The organism is Sphingomonas sp. PL-96, from assembly GCF_020707215.1.
Taxonomy (GTDB): domain Bacteria; phylum Pseudomonadota; class Alphaproteobacteria; order Sphingomonadales; family Sphingomonadaceae; genus Sphingomonas.
The window spans coordinates 19,311-41,092 of sequence record NZ_JAJFET010000007.1; the positions used below are offsets into that span (position 1 = coordinate 19,311).

The 21,782-nt window shown below is 68.3% G+C and carries 21 protein-coding genes; 4 read left to right on the plus strand and 17 right to left on the minus strand.

Annotation, left to right across the window (positions count from 1 at the left end; genetic code table 11):
• Positions 1-36 precede the first annotated feature (36 nt).
• From pnp to rimP, 13 genes are all read right to left on the minus strand, one after another.
• Positions 37-2,367 (minus strand): polyribonucleotide nucleotidyltransferase, encoded by a 2,331-nt coding sequence (pnp, locus tag LK533_RS12930; protein WP_229363448.1) that lies wholly within the window; start codon positions 2,365-2,367, stop codon positions 37-39.
• Between the two features lie 250 nt (positions 2,368-2,617).
• On the minus strand, positions 2,618-2,887 hold the full coding sequence (gene rpsO, locus LK533_RS12935) for a 30S ribosomal protein S15 (RefSeq protein ID WP_125962122.1): 270 nt from the start codon (positions 2,885-2,887) through the stop codon (positions 2,618-2,620).
• A gap of 11 nt (positions 2,888-2,898) precedes the next feature.
• Positions 2,899-3,792: a tRNA pseudouridine(55) synthase TruB gene (gene truB, locus LK533_RS12940; protein WP_229363449.1), complete on the minus strand. Its 894-nt coding sequence runs from the start codon at positions 3,790-3,792 to the stop codon at positions 2,899-2,901.
• A 3-nt stretch (positions 3,793-3,795) separates the two neighbouring features.
• The gene (locus tag LK533_RS12945; protein WP_229363450.1) at positions 3,796-4,482 is read right to left on the minus strand and encodes a site-2 protease family protein; all 687 of its coding nucleotides are present in this window, start codon (positions 4,480-4,482) and stop codon (positions 3,796-3,798) included.
• Positions 4,483-4,579: 97 nt separating this feature from the next.
• Positions 4,580-5,152, minus strand: coding sequence for a thymidine kinase (locus LK533_RS12950; RefSeq protein WP_229363452.1), 573 nt, complete (start codon positions 5,150-5,152; stop codon positions 4,580-4,582).
• 61 nt (positions 5,153-5,213) lie between these two features.
• The gene (locus LK533_RS12955) at positions 5,214-5,537 is read right to left on the minus strand and encodes a type II toxin-antitoxin system VapC family toxin (RefSeq protein ID WP_229363453.1); all 324 of its coding nucleotides are present in this window, start codon (positions 5,535-5,537) and stop codon (positions 5,214-5,216) included.
• A complete protein-coding gene (locus tag LK533_RS12960) occupies positions 5,534-5,797 on the minus strand; it encodes an AbrB/MazE/SpoVT family DNA-binding domain-containing protein (protein WP_229363455.1) in 264 nt (87 codons plus the stop codon). Before LK533_RS12960 ends, LK533_RS12955 begins: the two co-directional genes overlap by 4 nt.
• A gap of 31 nt (positions 5,798-5,828) precedes the next feature.
• The gene (gene rbfA / locus LK533_RS12965; RefSeq protein WP_229363456.1) at positions 5,829-6,230 is read right to left on the minus strand and encodes a 30S ribosome-binding factor RbfA; all 402 of its coding nucleotides are present in this window, start codon (positions 6,228-6,230) and stop codon (positions 5,829-5,831) included.
• Between the two features lie 58 nt (positions 6,231-6,288).
• The gene (gene infB / locus LK533_RS12970; protein ID WP_229363457.1) at positions 6,289-9,198 is read right to left on the minus strand and encodes a translation initiation factor IF-2; all 2,910 of its coding nucleotides are present in this window, start codon (positions 9,196-9,198) and stop codon (positions 6,289-6,291) included.
• Between the two features lie 3 nt (positions 9,199-9,201).
• Positions 9,202-10,005, minus strand: a complete 804-nt coding sequence (locus LK533_RS12975; protein WP_229363459.1) for a DUF448 domain-containing protein — start codon at positions 10,003-10,005, stop codon at positions 9,202-9,204.
• Entirely contained in the window at positions 9,986-10,225 is a 240-nt protein-coding gene (locus tag LK533_RS12980; RefSeq protein ID WP_229363460.1) for a tautomerase family protein, read from the minus strand. Before LK533_RS12980 ends, LK533_RS12975 begins: the two co-directional genes overlap by 20 nt.
• Positions 10,225-11,841, minus strand: coding sequence for a transcription termination factor NusA (gene nusA / locus LK533_RS12985; protein ID WP_229363462.1), 1,617 nt, complete (start codon positions 11,839-11,841; stop codon positions 10,225-10,227). Before nusA ends, LK533_RS12980 begins: the two co-directional genes overlap by 1 nt.
• Positions 11,842-11,845: 4 nt before the next feature.
• A complete protein-coding gene (rimP, locus tag LK533_RS12990; RefSeq protein ID WP_229363659.1) occupies positions 11,846-12,388 on the minus strand; it encodes a ribosome maturation protein RimP in 543 nt (180 codons plus the stop codon).
• Positions 12,389-12,618: 230 nt separating this feature from the next.
• On the opposite strand from rimP, the gene LK533_RS12995 reads away from it, so the two are divergent.
• Positions 12,619-13,785 (plus strand): PQQ-dependent sugar dehydrogenase, encoded by a 1,167-nt coding sequence (locus LK533_RS12995; protein ID WP_229363464.1) that lies wholly within the window; start codon positions 12,619-12,621, stop codon positions 13,783-13,785.
• Positions 13,786-13,976: 191 nt separating this feature from the next.
• Here the strand turns inward: LK533_RS12995 and LK533_RS13000 are convergent, their stop codons facing one another.
• The 3 genes from LK533_RS13000 to LK533_RS13010 all read right to left on the minus strand — a co-directional run bounded on the left by LK533_RS13000 (position 13,977) and on the right by LK533_RS13010 (position 18,092).
• Positions 13,977-15,077: an ATP phosphoribosyltransferase regulatory subunit gene (locus tag LK533_RS13000; protein WP_229363465.1), complete on the minus strand. Its 1,101-nt coding sequence runs from the start codon at positions 15,075-15,077 to the stop codon at positions 13,977-13,979.
• 144 nt (positions 15,078-15,221) lie between these two features.
• The gene (gene serA, locus LK533_RS13005) at positions 15,222-16,799 is read right to left on the minus strand and encodes a phosphoglycerate dehydrogenase (RefSeq protein WP_229363466.1); all 1,578 of its coding nucleotides are present in this window, start codon (positions 16,797-16,799) and stop codon (positions 15,222-15,224) included.
• A 120-nt stretch (positions 16,800-16,919) separates the two neighbouring features.
• Positions 16,920-18,092, minus strand: a complete 1,173-nt coding sequence (locus tag LK533_RS13010) for a phosphoserine transaminase (RefSeq protein ID WP_229363660.1) — start codon at positions 18,090-18,092, stop codon at positions 16,920-16,922.
• A 213-nt stretch (positions 18,093-18,305) separates the two neighbouring features.
• Here LK533_RS13010 and LK533_RS13015 point away from each other — a divergent pair, with 213 nt between their 5' ends.
• Together LK533_RS13015 and LK533_RS13020 are read left to right on the plus strand one after the other, a co-directional pair.
• Entirely contained in the window at positions 18,306-18,992 is a 687-nt protein-coding gene (locus tag LK533_RS13015; RefSeq protein WP_229363468.1) for an extensin family protein, read from the plus strand.
• A gap of 236 nt (positions 18,993-19,228) precedes the next feature.
• Positions 19,229-20,107 (plus strand): LOG family protein, encoded by an 879-nt coding sequence (locus LK533_RS13020; RefSeq protein WP_229363469.1) that lies wholly within the window; start codon positions 19,229-19,231, stop codon positions 20,105-20,107.
• Positions 20,108-20,172: 65 nt separating this feature from the next.
• Here the strand turns inward: LK533_RS13020 and LK533_RS13025 are convergent, their stop codons facing one another.
• Positions 20,173-20,334, minus strand: a complete 162-nt coding sequence (locus tag LK533_RS13025) for a DUF1674 domain-containing protein (RefSeq protein ID WP_229363471.1) — start codon at positions 20,332-20,334, stop codon at positions 20,173-20,175.
• Positions 20,335-20,440: 106 nt separating this feature from the next.
• On the opposite strand from LK533_RS13025, the gene LK533_RS13030 reads away from it, so the two are divergent.
• The gene (locus LK533_RS13030) at positions 20,441-21,706 is read left to right on the plus strand and encodes an RsmB/NOP family class I SAM-dependent RNA methyltransferase (protein ID WP_229363473.1); all 1,266 of its coding nucleotides are present in this window, start codon (positions 20,441-20,443) and stop codon (positions 21,704-21,706) included.
• The last annotated feature ends 76 nt before the right edge of the window (positions 21,707-21,782 follow it).

Below are 21,782 nucleotides of genomic sequence, written 5' to 3' on the forward strand. Positions count from 1 at the left end.
CCGCAGGCCCCCTTCTCAGGACAGGAGATCAGACGATCACTTGTCGGTGATGAACGACGGCAGGCCGATGTCGCCACCGTTGTCGCCGCCCTGGCCTTCACCCTCGCTGCGCTCGCGGCGCGGGCCGCGCTCGCGACGGCGCTCGCCGCCACGCTCGCCACCCTCGCGGCGGGGGCCGCGGTCGCCACGGTCACCACCCTCACGGCGCGGACCGCGATCGCCGCGCGGCTCGCGCGGTTCGCGGGCCGGACGCGTGTCCTCCAGCTCGGCACCGGTTTCCTGGTCGACGACGCGCATCGACAGGCGAACCTTGCCGCGCTGGTCGACTTCGAGGACCTTGACCTTAACTTCCTGGCCTTCGGTGACGACGTCACCCGGCTTCTCGACGCGCTCGTTCTTCATCTCGGAGACATGGACGAGGCCGTCCTTGCCGCCCATGAAGTTCACGAACGCACCGAAGTCGACGATGTTGACGACCTTGCCGGTGTAGATCTTGCCGACCTCGGCCTCTTCGACGATGCCCTTGATCCAGTTGATCGCGGCCTCGATCTGCGCGGTGTCGGACGAGCTGACCTTGATCACGCCCTCGTCGTCGATGTCGACCTTGGCGCCGGTGGTGGCGACGATCTCGCGGATCACCTTGCCGCCGGTGCCGATGACGTCACGGATCTTCGACTTGTCGATCGTGAAGGTCTCGATGCGCGGGGCATGGGCCGAAAGCTCGGTCCGGGTCTCACCCAGGGCCTTGTTCATCTCGCCCAGGATGTGCGCACGGCCTTCCTTGGCCTGTGCCAGCGCGACCTTCATGATCTCCTCGGTGATGCCGGCGATCTTGATGTCCATCTGAAGGCTGGTGATGCCCTCCGACGTGCCCGCCACCTTGAAGTCCATGTCGCCCAGGTGATCTTCGTCACCCAGGATGTCGGAGATCACGGCGAAGTCCTTGCCCTCCAGGATCAGGCCCATCGCGATGCCCGAGACCGGACGCTTGAGCGGCACGCCCGCGTCCATCATCGACAGCGAACCGCCGCACACCGTCGCCATCGACGAGGAGCCGTTGGACTCGGTGATGTCCGACAGGACGCGGATCGTGTAGGGGAACTCTTCCTTCGTCGGCAGCACCGGGTGCAGCGCGCGCCAGGCGAGCTTGCCGTGGCCGACTTCGCGACGACCCGGCGCACCGAAGCGGCCCACTTCACCGACCGAATAGGGCGGGAAGTTATAGTGCAGCATGAAGTGCTCGTAGTGCAGCCCGTTCAGGCCGTCGATCATCTGCTCGGCGTCCTTGGTGCCAAGCGTGGTCGAGCAGATCGCCTGGGTCTCACCGCGGGTGAACAGTGCCGAACCGTGCGTGCGCGGCAGGAAGTGCACCATCGCCTCGATCGGACGCACCGTCTTGGTGTCGCGGCCGTCGATGCGGCGGCCGTCCTTCAGGATCGCGGTGCGCACCACGTCCGCCTCGAGCTTCTTCACGAGCTTGAGGACGCCCAGATACTGCGCGGGATCGCTTTCCTTCAGGTCCGCGAATGCTTCGCGCGCCTTGGTACGGGCGTCGTTGATCGCGTTCTGACGGTCCTGCTTGCCGGTCAGCTTGTAGGCTGCGGCCAGATCGGCGCCGATCAGGTCCTTGAGCTTCTTCTTCTGCTTGGACTGGTCGGCGACCGGGGTCAGCTCCCAGGGGTCCTTGGCAGCCTGCTCGGCCAGGTCGATGATCGCGTTGACGATCTTCTTCGACGCGTCATGCGCGAACACGACGGCGCCCAGCATGACCTCTTCCGAAAGCTCCTTGGCTTCGGACTCGACCATCATCACCGCGTCGCCGGTGGCGGCAACAACCAGGTCGAGCTCGCCGGCCTTGGTCTGCTCCAGCGTCGGGTTGAGGATGTACTCGCCGTCCTGGTAGCCGACGCGGGCAGCGCCGATCGGGCCCATGAACGGCACGCCCGAGATGGTGAGCGCGGCCGACGCGGCGATCATCGCGACGATGTCCGGCTCGTTCTCGCCGTCATAGCTCAGCACCTGAGCAATGACGTTGATCTCGTTGTAGAAGCCTTCCGGGAACAGCGGACGGATCGGGCGATCGATCAGGCGGCTGGTCAGCGTCTCCTTCTCGGTCGCACCGCGCTCACGCTTGAAGAAGCCGCCCGGGATACGACCCGCAGCCGAATACTTCTCCTGATAGTGAACGGTCAGCGGGAAGAAGTCCTGGCCTTCCTTCACCGAGCGCGCGGCGGTCACGGCGCACAGCACCACCGTCTCGCCGAGGGTCGCGATCACCGCGCCATCGGCCTGGCGGGCGACGCGGCCCGTCTCGAGCGTCAGGGTCTTGCCGCCCCACTCGATGCTGGTCTTCTTGATATCGAACATGTCGTTTCCTTCACTCCGGCGGCCCGATGCCGGCCGGGGCAGCTTGCGGGCACCGCCCGCAGGGATGAGCCGCGTAGGGCTCGGGACCAGATCGCCGGATTGCGCCCGGTCCTGCTTGCTCCTTCGTGTCCTGCTTCAGCAGAGAGACGTCGGAGGAATTTTGTGGGTACCGCCGAAGGCGGCGACGCCCTTGTGCCATATCCCCGGCAGTCTGGGGATAAGAAAACGGCGCCCCGCGGGGCGCCGTTCCTTACTTGCGAAGACCCAGCTTCGCGATCAGCGCGGTGTAGCGCTCGGCATCCTTCTTGCGGAGGTAGTCGAGCAGCGAACGACGCTTGTTGACCAGCATCAGCAGACCGCGGCGCGAATGGTTGTCCTTCGCGTGGGTCTTGAAGTGCTCGGTCAGGTTGGAAATCCGCTCGGTCAGGATCGCGACCTGAACCTCGGGGCTGCCGGTGTCCCCGCTCTCGCGGGCGTGTTCGTTGATCAGCGCTTCCTTGCGCTCCGGGGTGATCGACATCGTCGTCCTTTCTATTCGAGGTTGAAGCCGCGAACGACACGGGCGACCCCGTGCTGGACCTCGACCAGGGCGACCGGAACCGCGTCCAGCGTCGCAAAGGCCTGACCATCGTCAGCGGCGATCCCGACCAACTGCTGCCCCTGGCGGAGCCGCCCTGCCTGGTCGGGGGTGAGGGAAAAAGCCGGGATGTCGTCCAGCCCTGCCCTCAATGGCAGAAGCGCTTGTGCAAGCGCGTGGCCCTTACCGAGTTCCGCCAGTTTGTCCAGCGAAATGGCCGTTTCCAGCCCGAACGGCCCCGCCTTCACCCGGCGCAGCATCGTCACATGCCCGACGGTGCCGAGCGCCAGCGCGATGTCGCGCGCAAGGCTTCGGATATAAGTGCCCTTCGACACATGGGCGGTAAGGGTTGCCTCCTCCAGCGCGCCCGCGCCCGCCTGGGCGATCGTCAGCGCGTGGATGGTGACGTCGCGGCTCTTGAGCACCACCTCCTCGCCGGCACGAGCGAGATCATAGGCGCGCTGTCCGTCCACCTTGAGCGCCGAATAAGCGGGTGGCACCTGGGCGATCGGGCCGGTGAAGCGCCCCAGCACCGCCTCCAGCGCGGCGCGGGTCGGGCGCACGTCCGACTCCGCGATTACCGCGCCCTCCAGGTCGAGCGTGTCGGTCTGCGCGCCGAACTGCACGGTGAAGTCATAGACCTTGTCGCTGTCGAGCATCCGCCCGGCAAGCTTGGTCGCCTCTCCCAAGGCGATCGGCAGCACGCCGGTCGCGAGCGGGTCGAGGGTGCCGCCGTGACCCACCTTGAACTTGCCATATCCGCCGTCGCGCAGCGCGCGTTTGACCGCGCTCACCCCCTGGGTCGATCCGAGCCTCAGCGGCTTGTCGAGCAAGATCCAACCGTGCATCGCTCAGCCCCCCAGCCCGACGAGGCGCAGCAGCCCCTCGGCCAGGCCGAACACGATCGGCGAGACCACGCGCTCAACCACGTTCAACTGCGGCGACAGCATCGGCAGTACCAGCAGCAGGATCAGCAGCAACGGCATGCCGAAGCGCCCGAGCTGCGCATAGCGCCAGGCGAGCGACCGCGGCAGCAGCCCCTGCACGACATGCCCGCCATCGAACGGCGGCACCGGCAGCAGGTTGAACACCGCCAGGAAGAGGTTGATCAGCACGAAGTTGATGAGGTTGCTGACGATGAAGCGGGTCACCGCCCCCGCCTCACCGCCAGTGACGCTCGACACCACCGCGATCAGCAACGCGGCGGTGAGTGCCAGCAGCAGGTTGATGCCCGGTCCGGCAAGCGCCACCAGCACCATGTGCCAGCGCGGATTGCGTAACCGCCGCGCGTCGACCGGCACCGGCTTCGCCCAGCCGAACACCGGCGCGCCCGACACCGCCAGCACCAGCGGCAAGGCGACGGTGCCGATCGGGTCGGCGTGGCGGATCGGGTTGAGGGTCAGCCGCCGCTGCTCGGCCGCGGTCGGATCGCCCAGCCAGTTGGCGACCACGCCATGCGCGACCTCGTGAAAGACGATGGCGATCACCAGCGGCACGAGCCACACGGCAATGGTCCAGGCGGTTTGTGCAATGTCCATGATGGGTTTGTCAGTGGCGATGCGCGGCACCCGCCGCAAGGCTCTCGACAAGCTCGATCCCTACACGAGGCAAACGGGGGAGGAGCGTCGGTCGCTCCTAACCCCGCATCGCCTCGCAGAAATGCCGGCGGCAGAGCGCGATGTAGCGGTCGTTGCCGCCGATCTCGGTCTGCGCGCCTTCGCGCACCGCGCGCCCCGCCGCGTCGACGCGCAGGTTCATGGTCGCCTTGCGCCCGCACACGCACACCGACTTGATCTCCACCAGCGCATCGGCGATCGCGAGCAGCCGTGCAGAGCCAGGGAACAGCACGCCCTGGAAATCGGTGCGCAGGCCATAGGCGAGCACCGGCACGCCCAGTTCGTCGGCCACGCGCGCAAGCTGGTCGACCTGCCCCGGAACCAGGAATTGCGCCTCGTCTACCAGCACGCAGCCGACCGGCTGGGGTTCGGCGGCCACCGCGGCGTGGAGGTCGGTCGCCGCATCGAACATCGCAGCCGGTGCCGACAGCCCGATCCGCGACCCGATCGTCCCCGCGCCCGCCCGGTCGTCGAGCGCCGCGGTGAACAACAGCGTGGTGAGCCCCCGCTCGCGATAGTTGAAGTCGGCCTGGAGCAGCGTGGTCGACTTTCCCGCATTCATCGACGCGTAGTAGAAATACAGCTTGGCCATCAGGCGAGGGTCTCGATCGAAAGGGGCGGCGCCTCGATCCCGGAGATCGCCTGGTCAAAGGTCACGAAGCGGTCGGCGACTCCGCGGGCGGCGACCAGATGGAGACATCACCCCAGTCTGCGCCTTTGCGATACCGATCGACCGCCCAGAGCAGGCCGTCGCGATCGGCGACATGAACGGTCTCCAGCATCAGCAGCGTTTCCAGCGCATCAGCCACGATCACACGGTCGAGTCGAAGCCGCCTGCCGAGCACCCAGCCGAGCTCGATCCACACCGTGTGCGACACCCATATCGGCTCCCGCACAACGGTTTCGGCAAGCCGCGCCTGGTTCGGCTCGTCCTGCAGGATCAGTCGGGCAAGGACGTTGGTGTCGACTGCCTTCACGCCGGATCGTCATCCACATCCGGGGACCAGCTCAGCATGTCGGTGGCGACCGGCGGTCCCTCATGCTGGTACAGCTGACGCAGCCGCGAGATCGCCTCCTCCACACCAAGCCGGCCACCAGAGCGGCGCGGACGCAATGTGATCGCATCGGTTGTCTCGACGATTTCCAGTTCGGTGCCGGGAATCCACCCAAGGCGGTCCCGCGCCGCCTTCGGCACCACCACCTGCCCCTTTTCGGAGATCCGAGTATGCGCGCCCATGTTGGTAAGATGCGTCTTACCGGCGGCGCCGTCAATCGTCGCCGCTGGTCTCGTCGCCCAGATCCTGCGCCACCTTGGGCGCGCGCAGCAGCGCGTCGATGTGGCTGGCTTCCTCAAAGCTGTCGTCGGCCAGGAACTTGAGCCTGGCCGCGTACTTCATCTTCACCCGATGGGCGACTTCGCGCTGGAGATAGGCGGTGTTGGTGCGCAGTGCCTTCAGCACCGCTTCCTCGTCCTTGCCCAGCAGCGGCTTCACGAACACGGTCGCGTGGCGCAGGTCCGGGGACATGCGCACCTCGGTCACCGATACCATGTGCTTGGCCAGCGTCTCGTCATGGACGTCACCGCGCTGCAGGATCTCGGACAGGACATGGCGCACCTGCTCGCCCACGCGAAGCGTGCGGACGGAGCGTTCCTGCGGTTCGTTCTTCATGATGCAATCTTAGCAAAAAGGCGTGTCACCCCGGCTTCCACCAGGGTGACACGGATACTCAGAGCGTGCGCTCGCGCATCTCGACCTCGAAGGTCTCGAGGAAGTCCCCGGCCTTGATGTCGGTGAAGTTCTGCGTGAACGTCACACCGCATTCCAGGCCAGCGCGAACCTCGGCGACATCATCCTTGAACCGGCGGAGCGAGGCAATTTCGCCCTGGTAGATGATGACGTCGTTGCGCGTGATGCGCGCCTTGAGCGCCTTGCGGATGACCCCTTCGACCACCAGCAGACCGGCAGCCTTGCCGGTCTTGCCCGCGGAGAAGACGTCGCGGATCTCGGCGCGGCCGACGACGGTCTCGAACGCCTCGGGTCCGAGCTCGCCCGCCATGCCGGCGCGGATCTCGTCCACCAGGTCGTAGATGACGTCGTAATACTTCAGTGCCACCTTGTTCCGCTCGGCGATCTCGCGCGCCTTGCTGTTCGGGCGGACGTTGAAGCCGATGATCGGCGCGCCGGACGCACCCGCCAGCGTGACGTCGCTCTCGGTGATGCCGCCGACGCCCGAGTGCAGGATGCGCACCCGGATCTCGTCGGTCGAGATCTTGTTGAGCGAGCCCACGATCGCCTCGACCGTACCCTGGGTATCGGCCTTGACCACCAGCGGATATTCGATCGCCTGCTTGTCCTTGAGCGCGGAGAACATGCTCTCCAGGCTCGCGGGTGCATTGGTGGTGCGCTTCTGCTGGATCACGCCGGCACGATATTCCGCGACCTCGCGGGCACGCGCCTCGTTCTCCACCACCTGCAGCAGGTCCCCGGCCATCGGGACGCCCGACAGGCCCAGCACCTCGACCGGCATCGCAGGCCCTGCCTGCTTCACCTGGCGACCCTTGTCGTCGATCAGCGCGCGGACCTTGCCGCTCTCGGCGCCGACGACGAACACGTCGCCGACCTTGAGCGTGCCGCGGTTGACGAGGATCGTCGCGACGGGACCACGGCCCTTGTCGAGCTTCGCCTCGATCACCGCACCCTCGGCCTGACGGTCGGGGTTGGCCTGCAGTTCAAGCAGCTCGGCCTGCAGCTGGATCTTCTCGATCAGCGTGTCGAGACCGATCTTCTTGAGCGCGGAGACTTCGACGTCCTGCGTCTCGCCGCCCATTTCCTCGACCTGGACGTTGTGCTCGAGCAGACGCTCGCGCACCCGCTGCGGGTTCGCCTCGTGCTTGTCGATCTTGTTGATCGCCACGATCATCGGCTTGCCCGACGCCTTGGTGTGGTTGATCGCCTCGATCGTCTGCGGCATCAGCCCGTCGTCGGCCGCCACCACCAGGATGACGATGTCGGTGACGTCGGCACCGCGTGCACGCATCTCGGTGAAGGCTTCATGGCCCGGCGTGTCGAGGAAGGTGATCTTCGACTTGTCCTTGAGCGTCACCTGATAGGCACCGATGTGCTGCGTGATGCCGCCGGCCTCGCCGCGCACCACGTCGGTGCCGCGCAGCGCGTCGAGCAGCGAGGTCTTGCCGTGGTCGACATGGCCCATGATCGTGACCACCGGCGGACGCGGCTTCAGCTGCTCGGCCGAATCCTCGGTCGTGTCCATCGACAGGTCGATGTCGGCGTCCGACACGCGCACGATGTTGTGCCCGAACTCGGTCACCAGCAGTTCGGCCGTATCCTGGTCGATGGTCTGCGTCATGGTGACGGGCATGCCCATCTTGAACAGCGTCTTGACGAGGTCGGCGCCCTTTTCCGCCATGCGGTTGGCGAGTTCCTGGACGGTGATCGCCTCCGGAACCTTGACGTCGCGGACCTGCTTGGCCTGCGGTTCACGCGGGCCGCCGTAGTGACGCTTTTCCTTTTCGCGGGCACGCTTCAGCGCAGCGAGCGAACGCGCACGCGCGCCATCACCATCGCCCAGCGCGCGGGTAACGGTGAGCTTGCCCGACTGGCGACGATCGTCGCCCTTGCGGTCGCGTGACGGCGCAGGCCGGCTCGGCGCATCGTTGCGGCGCGGCGGCAGGGCTGCGCCCGTCCGGTTAGCGGCAGGCGACGCGTTGTTCGAAGCAGGCGAAGCACTCGGCGCTGGCGTGGGGGCCGGAGCCGGCTTGGGCTCGGGCTTCGGGATCTCGGGACGCTGCACCGGAGTGAAGCGACGCGGCGCCGGCAGCGACGAGTCGAACTGCACCGTCACGGGCTGCGCCGGCTGTGGCGGACGCTGCGGTGCGGCCGGGCGACGCGGCGCCTGGGCGGCAGGCGCCGCGGGCCTGGCAGCCGCCGGTGCGGGTGCTGCCGGTGCGGGTGCCGCCGGCTTCGGAGCCTGTGCTACCGGAGCCGCCGCCGGGGCCGGCGCGGCAGGTGCCGGTGCAGGCGTCGGCGCGACAGGTGCCGCCTCAACCGGAGCCGGCACCTCGGGTGCTGCCGGTGCGGGGGCCGGAGTCGCAACCGGGGCAGGCGCTGCCTCGACCATGGGCTCGGGCGCAGGTTCGGGAGCCGCCGGTGCGGCAGGTGCCGGCGCGGGCGCTTCCACGGCACGACGGTTTTCCTCCGCGCGGCGCTGTTCCTGCTCCAGCGCTTCCTGGCGCAGGCGCTCGTCACGACGGCGACCCTCTTCAAGCGCGGTCATGCGGGCCTCTTCGGCCTCCCGCAGCAGCTTTGCCTGGATCTCGTGGCGCGACAGGCCGGCGTTCGCCGCAACCGGGTTCGGCGCGGGCGCACGCGGTGCCGCCGGAGCGGGTGCCGGTGCCGGAGCAGCCGCAGGTGCAGCCTCCGGAGCAGCGACAGGTGCACCCTGCTGCTGCTCTTCGCCCGGGCGGCCGAGCACGCGGCGGCGCTTGACCTCCACGACCACGGTGTTGGAGCGGCCATGGCTGAAGCTCTGCTTCACCTTGCCCGTCTCCACCGTGCGCTTCAGCCCCAGCGGTGCCCGCGCGCCCAGCTTCGGCTTGTCGTTGTCCGTCTCGCTCATGCGTTACCTGAATTCCTGCTTCGTCGTCGTCTGTGCGGCGGCCGAGGTTCCGGCAGCCGATGCGCCCTGCGATTCGGTTTCGCAAGACACGGAGGAGGGTACGGGTCCGATAAAGTGCAGCCATCGGGCGATCACGTCGCCGACCCGACTGGCCGCTGGTCTGTCGGTCACGCCGACATGTACCACATTTTCGCGCCCCAGCGCCAAGGACAATATGGTGCGCCCGACGGGCAATTCCAATCCCCTGACGCCGCTACCTTCGCGATCGGACCCCACGCGCCATGCCTGGGCGAGCTTGCCCGCCCCATCGGCACCTGCGTCGGAGGCATGGTAGAGCGCGTGCAGCTGGCCGCTGCGCGCCGCCTTCACGATCCGCTCGCCGCCCGTCACCAGCTTGCCCGAACGCGCCTCCAGCCCGAGCCGTTCGAGTGCCGCGCGTTGCAGCGCCTGCTCGATGCGGTCGGACAGATCGTCCGGAATGGTGATCGCCTGCGTCTTGAAGGCTCGCGACAATGCGCCCTTGAGCCGGCCCTTGGCGATTGCCGCGTCCAGTGCTGCACGATCGACGCCGATCCAGGCGCCGCGTCCAGGCGCCTTGGCATGGACGTCGGGCAGCACTTCCCCATCGGGAGACAGTGCCAGGCGGACCAGCGCGTCGCGCGCGCCCGTCTCGCGGGTGAGGATGCAGCTGCGCTCCGGCCCCTCGTGCGGTTCGCGCGGGGGACGGGGCGTCGCAGGATTGCGCTGGCCGCGGTGCCCGGAGGCGCGCGGAGTTACCGAAGCGGCATCATTGCGAGGGTTCCGCATGCGCGTCCTCCCCCGCTTGGGACACCTTGCCGGCGTCGCGATCCGCAATCAGCTGGCCACCGGCACCATAGTTTTCGGTGGACAGTTCGGTGATGTTGATCTGGACGGCGGCCGGGTTCTTGCCCAGCCGCTCGACCAGCGAACGCGTGACGTCGGCGACAATCGCCGCCTTCTGCTCGCGCGAGGCGGCGCCGGCCAGGCGAATGTCGACGAACGGCATCAGGCCTCGGCCTCCTCGCCGGTGGACGCTTCGGCCGGAGCCTCCTCGTCATCGAACCAGTGCGCACGCGCGGCCATGATGATCTCGTTGCCCTGTTCGTCGCTGAGACCATATTCGGCCAGGATGCCGCCCTTGGGCTCGCTGCGCTTGGCGGCATCGTCGTTGCGGCGACGCGGCTCGGCGCGCTTCTTCTCGACCAGCTCGTCGGTGGCGAGATCGGCCAAATCGTCGAGCGTCTTGATGCCCGCCTTGCCGAGCGTCACCAGCATGGCCTCGGTCAGGTACGGGATGTCGGCCAGCGCGTCCTCGACACCCAGCGCGCGGCGCGCCTCGCGGTTGGCTTCCTCGCGGCGCTCGAGCGCTTCCTGGGCGCGGTTCTGCAGCTCGGCGGCCAGATCCTCGTCGAAGCCCTCGATCGCGGCGAGTTCGTCGACCTCGACATAGGCAACTTCTTCCAGTGCGCCGAAGCCTTCGGCCACCAGCAGCTGAGCCAGCGTCTCGTCGACGTCCAGCTCGCCTTCGAACATCGCCGAACGCTCGACGAATTCCTTCTGGCGCTTCTCCGACGCATCGGCCTCGGTCAGGATGTCGATCGCCTTGGCAGTCAGCTGGCTGGCCAGGCGCACGTTCTGGCCGCGGCGGCCGATCGCCAGCGAAAGCTGATCGTCAGGGACGACCACCTCGATGCGATCCTCTTCCTCGTCGATCACGACGCGGCTGACGTTCGCCGGCTGCAGCGCGTTGACCACAAAGGTCGCCGTGTCTTCCGACCAGGGGATGATGTCGATCTTCTCGCCCTGCATTTCCTGGACGACCGCCTGAACGCGGCTGCCCTTCATGCCGACGCACGCGCCGACCGGGTCGATCGAGCTGTCGCGGCTGATGACGCCGATCTTGGCGCGCGAGCCCGGATCGCGGGCGGCCGCCTTGATTTCGATGATGCCGTCGTAGATCTCGGGCACTTCCTGCGCGAACAGCTTCTTCATGAAGTCGGGGTGCGCACGGCTGAGGAAGATCTGCGGCCCGCGGTTCTCGCGGCGGACGTTCAGGATCAGCGAGCGGGTGCGATCGCCGACGCGAACTGCTTCGCGCGGGATCTGCTGGTCGCGGCGGATCACGCCCTCGGCGCGGCCCAGGTCGACCACGACATGACCGAACTCGACACGCTTGACGACGCCGGTGATAATCTCACCCACGCGGTCCTTGAATTCCTCGAACTGGCGCTCGCGCTCAGCGTCACGGACCTTCTGGAAGATCACCTGCTTGGCGGCCTGCGCCGCGATGCGGCCGAACTCGATCGGGGGCAGCGGATCGACGATATAGTCGCCGACGACCGCGCCCTTCTGGAGCTTCTGCGCCTGGGCGACGTCGACCTGCTTGAAATAATCGTCGACGGCCTCGACCACCTCGACCACGCGCCACAGGCGCAGGTCGCCGGTGTTCGGATCGAGCTTGGCGCGGATGTCGTTTTCGGCGCCATAGCGCGCGCGGGCGGCGCGCTGGATCGCGTCCTCCATCGCCTCGATGACGATGCCCTTGTCGATCAGCTTCTCGCGCGCGACCGAATCGGCAATGGCGATCAGTTCGGCGCGGTTGGCGGTAACGGCAGTGGCCATGGGCTTACCCTTCTACTTCGATGATGTCGTCCGCCCCGCTCGCGTCGAGCGGCTGGGTGGCGGCGAGGAGCTTGTCGGTGATGGTGAGCTTGGCGTCGGCGACCGCGGCGAACGGGATCGTCATCGCGCGAAACTTGCGGACGTCGATCGTGATCTGGTCGCCCTCGACCCCGACGAGATCGCCGGTCAGCTGCTTGCGGCCCTCGATCGGCTCGACCAGCGTGATGCGCGCTTCCTGCCCTGCCCAGTCGGCAAAGTCCTGAAGCCGCGTCAACGGACGGTCGATGCCGGGCGAGGAGACCTCCAGCCGATACGCACCCTCGATCGGGTCGCGACCCTCGGCCTCCAGCGCGTCGAACACGTCCGACAGGCGCCGCGACAGCGTGGCGCAGTCGTCGATTGTCAGCTGGCGGGTGTCGGGGCGCTCGGCCATGACCTGCAGCGTCGGGTCCGACTTGCCGCCGAACATCTTCACGCGCACCAGCGCCAGCCCCAGGGCCTTCGCCTCGGGCTCGATCAGCCGGTTGAGTTCGGCGATGTCCGCCAATCCACGCTCCAGTTCGTTGCGGCCGGCAGTCGCCGGTCCTCCAAAGTCGGTTCGAACCAAGGTACGCCCCGTCGTCGCCGGACCCGTGGGGTCCGACCTCGCCAAGGTTTCCAATGTCGAGAACAGCCGCGATATAGGGCGTTCGCCGGATCAGGACAAGCGCGAAACGCGCGGGGATCCGCGCAACGCCGCAGCGCCGCCCGCGTTGAGGCACCAACAGGGAGATCTTCATGCGCCGATTCATCGCCTGCACCACCGCCGCTATCCTGGTCGCCGCATGCGGCACTCCCAATGATCCGGCCAACGCCGGCGGCAACACCGCCGCACCTCAGGCTGCCGGCACGGCAGAGGGTCGCCCCTTTCAGGTGACCCCCGTCACCAGCCTGGACTCCCCTTGGGCGATGACCTTCCTGCCGGACGGACGGATGCTGGTGACCGAAAAGGGCGGCCGCATGCTGCTGGTGCAGCAGGCCAGCGGAAGCAACACGGTTACTTGGCCGGTTACCGGCATTCCCGCCACAGACAGCGAAGGACAAGGCGGCCTCATGGACGTGGTCGCTGCCCCCGACTTCGTGCGCAGCAAGCTCGTCTATTTCTCGGGCTCGGTGACCGGCCCCGGCGGCAAGGGAGTCAAGCTGTGGCGCGGCCGCTTCGTGCATGATGCCGAGCAGGGCGCGCGGCTGGAGGGCGTCACCGAGCTGTTCAGCGCAACGCCCTTTGTCCCGGGCGACGGCCACTACTCGGGCCGTATCGCTTTTGCGCCCGACGGCAAGCACCTGTTTTTCACCAACGGCGAGCGGCAGAAGTTCGATCCCGCCCAGGACCCCAAGGCCACGCTCGGCAAGGTCCTGCGCCTGACCCTGGACGGCAAGCCGGCCGGCGATCCCGCCCTCACCGCGCGCGGCTTCCACCCCGCGGTCTGGTCCTATGGCCATCGTAACCTGCTCGGCCTCGCCTTCGATGCCCAGGGCAATCTGTGGGAGCAGGAGATGGGTCCCAAGGGCGGCGACGAGGTGAATTTGGTCCTGCCCGGCCGCAACTATGGCTGGCCCAAGGCGTCGAACGGCAGCCACTATGATGGCCGCGACATCCCGGACCACAAGCCCGGCGACGGCTTCGAACCGCCCAAGGTCTGGTGGAACCCCGTGATCTCGCCGGGCGGGCTGATGGTCTATTCGGGCGCGATGTTCCCGGAATGGCAGGGCGATCTGTTCATCGGCGGACTGTCGAGCGAGTCGCTCGTGCATGTCGACGTGAACGGCACCGACGCAGCCAAGGGCGACCAGTGGCCGATGGGCAAGCGCATCCGCGACGTCGAGCAGGGCCCGGACGGCGCGATCTGGCTGCTGGAGGACGGCGAAGGCGGCCGGCTGCTGAAGCTTTCAAAGGCGGGATGAGGCCGGGAGGCTCACGCAGCCCCCCTTCCATTTGCCTCGAGTAGCCGTCGAGTAGCTGCGAAGCAGCGTATTGAGACGGCGTATCGAGAGGTCGCCTCCCCGGGCGGCACCTCGATACGAGCCCCCGATACGCTCCTTACGGAGCTACTCGGTCTCTACTCGGCACGAACGGGGAAAGGGAGGAAAACCTCTCACCCCAGCGCGACCGGGCCTGCATCCCCTAGCCGATGCGTGCACAGCTGCGCCTCGGGCGTGTCGTCTGCGGTCAGCGCCGCGACCGTCACCCAGCCCTCGGCCCTGAGCGCCGCGCCGGCTGCGACCGGCGTCCCGAACGGCAGGAACAGCCGCCGCCGCGCGTCCGCGCCGATGCCCGCGTCGAGCAGCACGTCGGCATAGAGCGAGAAGCCCACCGCCGGCTCGGCGCGGCCGTCCTCGCCGACCACGGCATAGGCGCCGCCGCGGCCGATCTGTGCGCGCAGGTCGCGCGCGAACAGCGAGAAGCCGACCCAGCTCTGATATTCGAATCCATGCCGCTCCGTCGGATCAAGCGTCAGCGCCGCGCTGCCGCGGATCGCCTCGGCGATCGCCTCCAGCCCGTCGAGCCTGGTGCGCAGCGTTCCCGCCACATCGCTCGCGCGCAGCCCGGCGAGCGCCTGGTCAAACGGCCCCGCCGCCTGGATCAGCGGCAGATAGGCCGGGTCGATCGCCGCGACCGCACTGGCGTCCTTGCCGTCGAGCGCCTCGCGCAGCGCGGTCAGCTGCTCGGGCGCCAGCGTGTCGCCGGCCAGCGCGTCGAGCAGGTCCGGCAGGGTGAAGTCGACCGACACGTCCGAAAGCCCGGCAGCCGCCAGTGCCTCCACGGCGACGGTCACCACCTCACGCACCGCCGCCACGCTGTCGAGGCCGATCAGCTCGGCACCGATCTGGCGCAGCGCCCGGCGCTGGTCGAGATCGGCGGCGCGCAGCCGCAGCACCGGGCCAGCGTAGCACAGCCGCACCGGACGCGGGTGATGGCCCATGCGAGTCGCGGCGATGCGGCCGACCTGCGCCGTCATGTCAGGGCGGATCGCCAGCGTGCGCTGCGACACCGGATCGACGAAGCGGACGGCATCCTGCGCGCGCGCCGCCTTCAGCCGGCGGCCGAGCGCGTCCTCATATTCGGCAAGCGGCGGATCGACCTGTTCATAGCCATAGCTGCGCGCGACCGACAGCACGCGCCCTTCGAACCGCGCCACCGCATCGGCAGCGGGCGGCAGGCGGTCGTGGAACCCTTCGGGCAAAAGGCCGGTCATCGCAAAATCCTGTTGGGCGCAGCCCCGATCGGCGCGCCTCGGCCAGCTACGGGATGCATGCGCGCCCGACAAGCTTGGTCGGCGCGGCCACCCCTTGCAGGCCCGTACCCCGGCGAAGGCCGGGGTACGATGCTAGGTTGCTCCTTAGAACGCCAGCGCCATCGCGGTGCGCACGCCCGGCAGGCTGCGGACCCTGGTGGCAAGCTCCGGCGTCACCGGCTCGTCGACCGACAGCAGCAGGATCGCCTCGCCACCCGCATTGCGGCGGCCGAGGTGGAAGGTGCCGATGTTGACGCCCGCCTCACCCAGCGTGGTGCCCAGGCGGCCGATGAAGCCCGGCGCGTCCTCGTTGACGATGTAGAGCATGTGCCCGGCCAGATCGGCCTCGACCTTGATGCCGAACAGTTCGACCAGACGCGGCGCCTGGTTGCCGAACAGCGTGCCTGCGACCGAACGGTCACCCGCCTCGGTCCGCACCGTCACGCGCACCAGCGTGTGATAGTCGCCCTCACGCTCATTGCGCACTTCGCGCACTTCCAGCCCGCGCTCCCGGGCAAGGAAGGGCGCGTTGACCATGTTCACCGTGTCCGAATGGACGCGCATCAGGCCCGCGAGCACCGCGCCGGTGATCGGCTTCTGGTTGAGCTCGGCGGCCGCACCCTCGACCTCGATCGAAATCGAGCTGAGTGCGCCATGCGCCAGCTGCCCCACCAGGCTCCCGAGCTTTTCGGCCAGCGCCATGTACGGCTTGAGCTTGGGCGCTTCCTCAGCCGACAGCGACGGCATGTTGAGCGCGTTGGTGACGCCGCCCGATACCAGGAAGTCGGCCATCTGCTCGGCGACCTGGATCGCGACATTGACCTGCGCCTCCGTGGTGGACGCGCCCAGATGCGGCGTCGACACGAAGTTGGGTGTGCCGAACAGCGGCGATTCCTTGGCCGGCTCGGTCACGAACACGTCGAGCGCGGCGCCTGCGATATGGCCCGAGTCGAGCCCCTGCTTCAGCGCCGCCTCGTCGATCAAGCCGCCGCGCGCGCAGTTGATGATGCGCACGCCCTTCTTGGTCTTGGCAAGATTCTCGGCCGACAGGATGTTGCGGGTCTGGTCGGTGAGCGGGGTGTGCAGCGTGATGAAGTCGGCACGCGCGAGCAGCGTTTCGAGGTCGACCTTCTCCACGCCCATCTCGATCGCGCGCTCCGGTGTGAGGAACGGATCGAATGCCACGACCTTCATCTTGAGGCCACGCGCACGGTCGGCGACGATCGAGCCGATGTTGCCCGCACCGATCAGGCCGAGCGTCTTGGCGGTCAGTTCGACGCCCATGAAGCGGTTCTTTTCCCACTTGCCGGCCTGGGTCGAGGCGTCGGCCTCCGGCAGCTGGCGGGCGAGCGCGAACATCAGCGCGATGGCATGCTCGGCGGTCGTGATCGAGTTACCGAACGGGGTGTTCATCACCACCACGCCGCGGGCGGAGGCGGCGGGGATGTCGACATTGTCGACGCCGATGCCGGCGCGCCCGACCACCTTGAGGTTGGTCGCAGCGTCGAGGATTTCCTGCGTCACCTTGGTCGAGGAGCGGATGGCGAGGCCGTCATACTGGCCGATGATGGCCTTCAGTTCGTCGGGCGTCTTGCCGGTGATCTCGTCCACCTCGACCCCGCGCTCGCGGAAGATCTGGGCGGCCTTGGGATCCATTTTGTCGGAGATGAGGACTTTGGGCATGGGTCGGTCCTTGGAAATTTTGTGCAGTGCTCCTGCGCAGGCAGGAGCCTAGAGTTTTCAAGCGAGACGCGTGTGGCCCTGGGCTCCTGCCTTCGCAGGAGCACGTCAGAGCGCGCAGGATCAGGCGGGCTTGACCTGTTCCCAGGCCCAGTCGAGCCACGGGCCAAGCGCCTCGACATCGGCGGTGTCGACGGTCGCGCCGCACCAGATGCGCAGGCCCGCCGGGGCGTCGCGATAGCCGGCGATGTCGAACGCAGCACCTTCCGCTTCCAGGAGCGAGGCCATCTTCTTGACCATCGCAGCCTGGGCCTCGGCATCCGCATCGGTGACGAGCTTCAGGCAGACGCTGGTGTTCGAACGGATCGCAGGATCCGCCGGCAGATGGTCGAGCCAGTCACGCGCCTCGACGATGCGGCCAAGCGCGGTGGCATTGGCGGTGGAGCGCGCGATCAGGCCATTGAGCCCGCCGGCGTGCTGCGCCCATTCCATCGCAAAGATCGCGTCCTCGACCGCCAGCATCGACGGCGTGTTGATCGTCTCGCCCTTGAACAGGCCCTCGATCAGCTTGCCGCCCTTGGTCATGCGGAAGATCTTGGGCAGCGGCCAGGCCGGGGTGTAGCTCTCCAGCCGCTCGACCGCGCGCGGGCCCAGGATCAGCACGCCATGCGCGCCCTCGCCGCCCAGCACCTTCTGCCACGAGAAGGTGACCACATCGAGCTTGTCCCACGGCAGGTCCATCGCGAACACGGCCGAGGTCGCGTCTGCAATGGTCAGGCCGCCGCGGTCGTCCGCGATCCAGTCGCCGTTCGGCACGCGCACGCCCGAGGTGGTGCCGTTCCAGGTGAAGATCACGTCATGCTCGGGGCTGACCTGCGTCAGGTCGACGATCTCGCCATAGGGTGCCTTGAGCACGTTGGGCTCGATCTTGAGCTGCTTGACCGCATCGGTCACCCAGCCCTCGCCAAAGCTTTCCCAGGCGAGCAGCGTCACCGGGCGTGCGCCGAGCAGCGACCACATCGCCATTTCGACGGCACCCGTGTCGGAGCCCGGAACGATGGCGATGCGGTGGGTGTCGGGGACCTGGAGGAGTTCGCGGGTCAGGTCGATCGCGCGCTGGAGCCGCGCCTTGCCGAGCTTCGAGCGGTGCGAGCGGCCGAGCACCTCGGTGGCGAGCTTCTCGGGCGACCAGCCCGGGGGCTTGGCGCAGGGACCAGAGGAAAAATGGGGGCGCGCCGGCTTGGTGGCGGGCTTCGCGGGTGCGGTGGACGCACCGGTGGCGGGAACCGAAATCATATCCGTCAAAATAGTCTCTCCTCACAGAGAGCACGCGCTGCGTTGGGACAGCGTGGCCCGCCGACGGCCCTAGCGGCGCGACGAGGCTTGTCAACGGTGGCACGTCCGAACCGGACGAACTTGCCCGCAAAGGCGACGGGGCGAGCCTCCGCCCGCGCGAGCCGGGAAGCGGCGGGTGGCGCGGATGGCGTCCACTCCGCTACACCGCCGGCCATGCTCGTTTTGCGTCGGTTCCTCGCCCTGCTGCTGCCCCTGATGCTCGCAGGGTGCATCTTCGGCGGAGGACGGGAGGAGCGCCGCCCGGCCCCGCGTCCGCGCGGCAGCGGTCCGGTGACGGTGGTCGGTCAGACGCCGCGCGATACCCAGCAATGCTATGCCGACCTGTCACGCGCGGGCGTGCGGTTCAGCCCGCTACCCGACCGCGACTATGGCGGCGGCTGCCTGGTGCTGGGCGCGGTGCAGCTGATCGACTTCGGCACGCCGACCGCAGGCCTGAAGGCGATCCGCTGCCCCACCGCCCGCGCCTTTGTCGGCTGGGTCCAGCACGGCGTCGGGCCGGCCGCCCGCCAGATCCTGGGCAGCGACGTGGTGCGGATCGAAAGCTATGGCAGCTATGTCTGTCGCGGCATCGTCGGCCAGGGATCAGCGGGTTCGGCCAAGCTGTCGCAGCACGGGCTTGCCAACGCCATCGACATCGGCGGCTTCGTGCTCGCCGACGGGCGTCGCATCAGCATCGAGCGGGACTGGCGATCGAGCGACCCGGCGGTGCAGCAGTTCCTGCAGGTGGTGCATCGCTCCGCCTGCAGGCGCTTCAAGACGGTGCTCGGGCCCGACTATAACGCCGCGCATTACAACCATTTGCACTTCGACATGGGCGGTCGCGGCGGCTTCTGCCGGTGAAAGGCTCCGCATCCCGGGTCCCGCGCAGGCGGAGACCGAGTGCCACGCAGACCGGTGCCCGGCGGCGTCCGCGGCCCCAAGCTCCCGCCGGCGCGGGAGCACGAAGAAGGAAGCGAGTGCCAGAACAGCCTCCACCTACCCGCACTGCCCCGCTTGCGCCGCGCGGCAGCCGCTCTAGATTGGTCCGCTTTCGTCCGGCGCGCGTTCCGTTTGCCCCGGCTGTTGCAGGAAGTTTCATGACCGATACCCGAGTCCCGTCGCGCGTGTTTCGCGACGCCAAGCGCGAAGCGGAAAGTGCTCGCACCCAGGTTTCCACGCCGCAGACCGAGCATCCCTCCTACCGCCTCGCATTCCAGGACATGGACTTCCTGCTGCGCGAGGACCTGCGTCCCGTACGCTTCCAGCTCGAACTGCTGAAGCCGGAACTGGTGTTCGACGCGGCCAACATCGCCTCCACCTTCGTGATCTACGGTTCGGCGCGTATCCCCGAGCCTAGCAAGGCCGGGGCGCTGCTCGACCTCGCCCAGGACGATCGCGCCAAGCGCATCGCCGAGCGGCTGATCGCCAAGTCCAAATATTATGACGTCGCCCGCGAGCTCGCCGGTCTCGCCAGCAACTTCCCGCTGGCCGAGGACGGCAAGCGCCACTTCGTGGTGTGCTCGGGCGGTGGGCCGTCGATCATGGAAGCGGCGAACCGCGGTGCGACCGAAGCCGGCGCCGAGTCGGTGGGCCTGAACATCGTGTTGCCGCACGAGCAGGCGCCGAACCCGTACGTCACCCCGTCGCTGTCGATGCAGTTCCATTATTTTGCGCTGCGCAAGATGCACTTCCTGCTGCGCGCCCGCGCCGTGGCGGTGTTTCCGGGCGGCTTCGGCACCTTTGACGAGAGCTTCGAGCTGCTGACGCTGATCCAGACCGGCAAGATCGAGCCGATCCCGGTGCTGTTCTACGGCCGCGAATTCTGGGAGCGCGTCATCAACCTGGAGGCGCTGTGCGACGAAGGCGTGATTTCGCCGCGGGACCTGGACCTCATCACCTTCTGCGAAACCGCGGAAGAGGGTTGGGACGCGGTCAAGGCGTTCTACAAGGCCCGCGGCGACGAACTGCCGATGTAAACGGAACGCCGTAGTTCAACGGGTGCTCCTGCACAGGCAGGAGCACCATGCCTCCAACCCGGAGGTCAGAAGTCCACGGCGACGCCCTTCAGCTCCCAGTCGCCATAGCGCACCGGATTGTTGCCGAGCGGGTCGTCGGTCGGCGGCACCACCGGCTCGGGCGTGGGCACCGGCGGACTTTCCGAAAGATGCTCGGGTGGCTTCACGTGGGGCGGTCGCTGGCCCATGGGACTCTCCGATGATGATTCAGCCCCCACATTGGCGGCGAAAGGCTCGGGATCAAGTGAACGACAGCAACACCATGCGGCAGCGCGCACCCGGACGGCGGCACTGATGGCGCGGCCCCAGCTTGCGCCCGAACCGCCCGGCGTTCCCGCCCGGCGCGCCGCGCTCCGCCTGCTCGACGCGGTGCTGCGCCGCGGTCTGGCGCTCGAAGCCGCACTCGACCGTGCCACCGCCGAGCTCGACCGGCGGGAGGATCGCGGCCTGGTCCATGCCATCGTCAGCGAGGCGCTGCGCCGGCTCCCCGACCTCGACGCGCTGATCGACTCGGCCACCGCCCGACCGCTGCCCGAAGATGCCAAGGCGCGCTTTGCGTTGCGCATCGCGCTCGTTCAGGCGCTGGCGCTCGGCACGCCGCCGCATGCCGCGATCGCAACCGTGCTGCCGCTGGTCGACGGCGGTCCGCGCAAGCTGGTGCATGGCGTGTTCGGCACGCTGATGCGCCGGAACGCGGCGCTGCCTGACCTTCCCGAACTGCCCGCCGCCGTCTGGCTGCGCTGGCAAGCCGCCTGGGGCGAGGACGTTGCCGAGGCCGCCCGCGTCGCCATCGCCGCGCCGCCCCCGATCGACCTCAGCCTGCGCGGCGACACGACCGCCGCAGAGGGCACGACCCTGCTGCCGCGCCACCGCCGCCTGCCAGCCTTCGCAACCGTGCCCGAGCTTCCCGGCTTTGCCGAGGGCGAATGGTGGGTGCAGGATCTCGCCGCCTCGCTGCCGGCGCGGCTGATCGGCGACGGGCCGGGCACCGCGCTCGATCTGTGCGCGGCGCCCGGCGGCAAGACGCTGCAGCTCGCCGCCGCCGGCTGGGACGTGACCGCACTCGACGTTTCCGAGAAGCGACTCGCGCGCCTGTCGGAGAATCTGGAGCGCACCGGACTGTCCGCCAGGGTCGTCGCCGCCGACGCGCTGCGCTGGAAGCCGGACGCAGCCGTCGACGCGCTGCTGCTCGATGCGCCGTGCAGCGCGACCGGCATCTTCCGCCGCCACCCGGACGTGCTCCATCGCGTCCGCCCGGCGGTGATCGCCGAGGCCGCCGAGCTGCAGGCGCAACTGCTCGCGCGCGTCGCCGACTGGGTGAAGCCCGGCGGGCGGCTGGTCTACGCCACCTGCTCGCTGGAGCGCGCCGAAGGCGAGGCGCAGGTCGAACGCTTCCTCGCCGACCGCGGCGATTATCGTCTGGTGCCGGTCGCGCCCGAGCTGCTGCCGGAGGGCATCGCGCCCGATCCGAAGGGCTGGGTGCGCACCTTGCCTGGGATGCTTGCCGAACAGGGCGGCTTGGACGGCTTTTTCATCGCGCGGCTCGATCGGGTGGGCTGAGCGGGCGCTTTCGCGTTCTTCTGTACCCCGGTGAACGCCGGGGCCCAGGTGCCCAATCGGACACCACCCCAACTGT

Bases quoted from the DNA above. Each gene is read 5' to 3' on its own strand.
- pnp (WP_229363448.1), bottom strand. From the start codon at position 2,367: ATGTTCGATATCAAGAAGACCAGCATCGAGTGGGGCGGCAAGACCCTG.
- rpsO (WP_125962122.1), bottom strand. From the start codon at position 2,887: ATGTCGATCACCCCGGAGCGCAAGGAAGCGCTGATCAACGAACACGCC.
- truB (WP_229363449.1), bottom strand. From the start codon at position 3,792: ATGCACGGTTGGATCTTGCTCGACAAGCCGCTGAGGCTCGGATCGACC.
- LK533_RS12945 (WP_229363450.1), bottom strand. From the start codon at position 4,482: ATGGACATTGCACAAACCGCCTGGACCATTGCCGTGTGGCTCGTGCCG.
- LK533_RS12950 (WP_229363452.1), bottom strand. From the start codon at position 5,152: ATGGCCAAGCTGTATTTCTACTACGCGTCGATGAATGCGGGAAAGTCG.
- LK533_RS12960 (WP_229363455.1), bottom strand. From the start codon at position 5,797: ATGGGCGCGCATACTCGGATCTCCGAAAAGGGGCAGGTGGTGGTGCCG.
- rbfA (WP_229363456.1), bottom strand. From the start codon at position 6,230: ATGAAGAACGAACCGCAGGAACGCTCCGTCCGCACGCTTCGCGTGGGC.
- infB (WP_229363457.1), bottom strand. From the start codon at position 9,198: ATGAGCGAGACGGACAACGACAAGCCGAAGCTGGGCGCGCGGGCACCG.
- LK533_RS12975 (WP_229363459.1), bottom strand. From the start codon at position 10,005: ATGCGGAACCCTCGCAATGATGCCGCTTCGGTAACTCCGCGCGCCTCC.
- LK533_RS12980 (WP_229363460.1), bottom strand. From the start codon at position 10,225: ATGCCGTTCGTCGACATTCGCCTGGCCGGCGCCGCCTCGCGCGAGCAG.
- nusA (WP_229363462.1), bottom strand. From the start codon at position 11,841: ATGGCCACTGCCGTTACCGCCAACCGCGCCGAACTGATCGCCATTGCC.
- LK533_RS12995 (WP_229363464.1), top strand. From the start codon at position 12,619: ATGCGCCGATTCATCGCCTGCACCACCGCCGCTATCCTGGTCGCCGCA.
- LK533_RS13000 (WP_229363465.1), bottom strand. From the start codon at position 15,077: ATGACCGGCCTTTTGCCCGAAGGGTTCCACGACCGCCTGCCGCCCGCT.
- serA (WP_229363466.1), bottom strand. From the start codon at position 16,799: ATGCCCAAAGTCCTCATCTCCGACAAAATGGATCCCAAGGCCGCCCAG.
- LK533_RS13010 (WP_229363660.1), bottom strand. From the start codon at position 18,092: ATGATTTCGGTTCCCGCCACCGGTGCGTCCACCGCACCCGCGAAGCCC.
- LK533_RS13015 (WP_229363468.1), top strand. From the start codon at position 18,306: ATGCTCGTTTTGCGTCGGTTCCTCGCCCTGCTGCTGCCCCTGATGCTC.
- LK533_RS13020 (WP_229363469.1), top strand. From the start codon at position 19,229: ATGACCGATACCCGAGTCCCGTCGCGCGTGTTTCGCGACGCCAAGCGC.
- LK533_RS13025 (WP_229363471.1), bottom strand. From the start codon at position 20,334: ATGGGCCAGCGACCGCCCCACGTGAAGCCACCCGAGCATCTTTCGGAA.
- LK533_RS13030 (WP_229363473.1), top strand. From the start codon at position 20,441: ATGGCGCGGCCCCAGCTTGCGCCCGAACCGCCCGGCGTTCCCGCCCGG.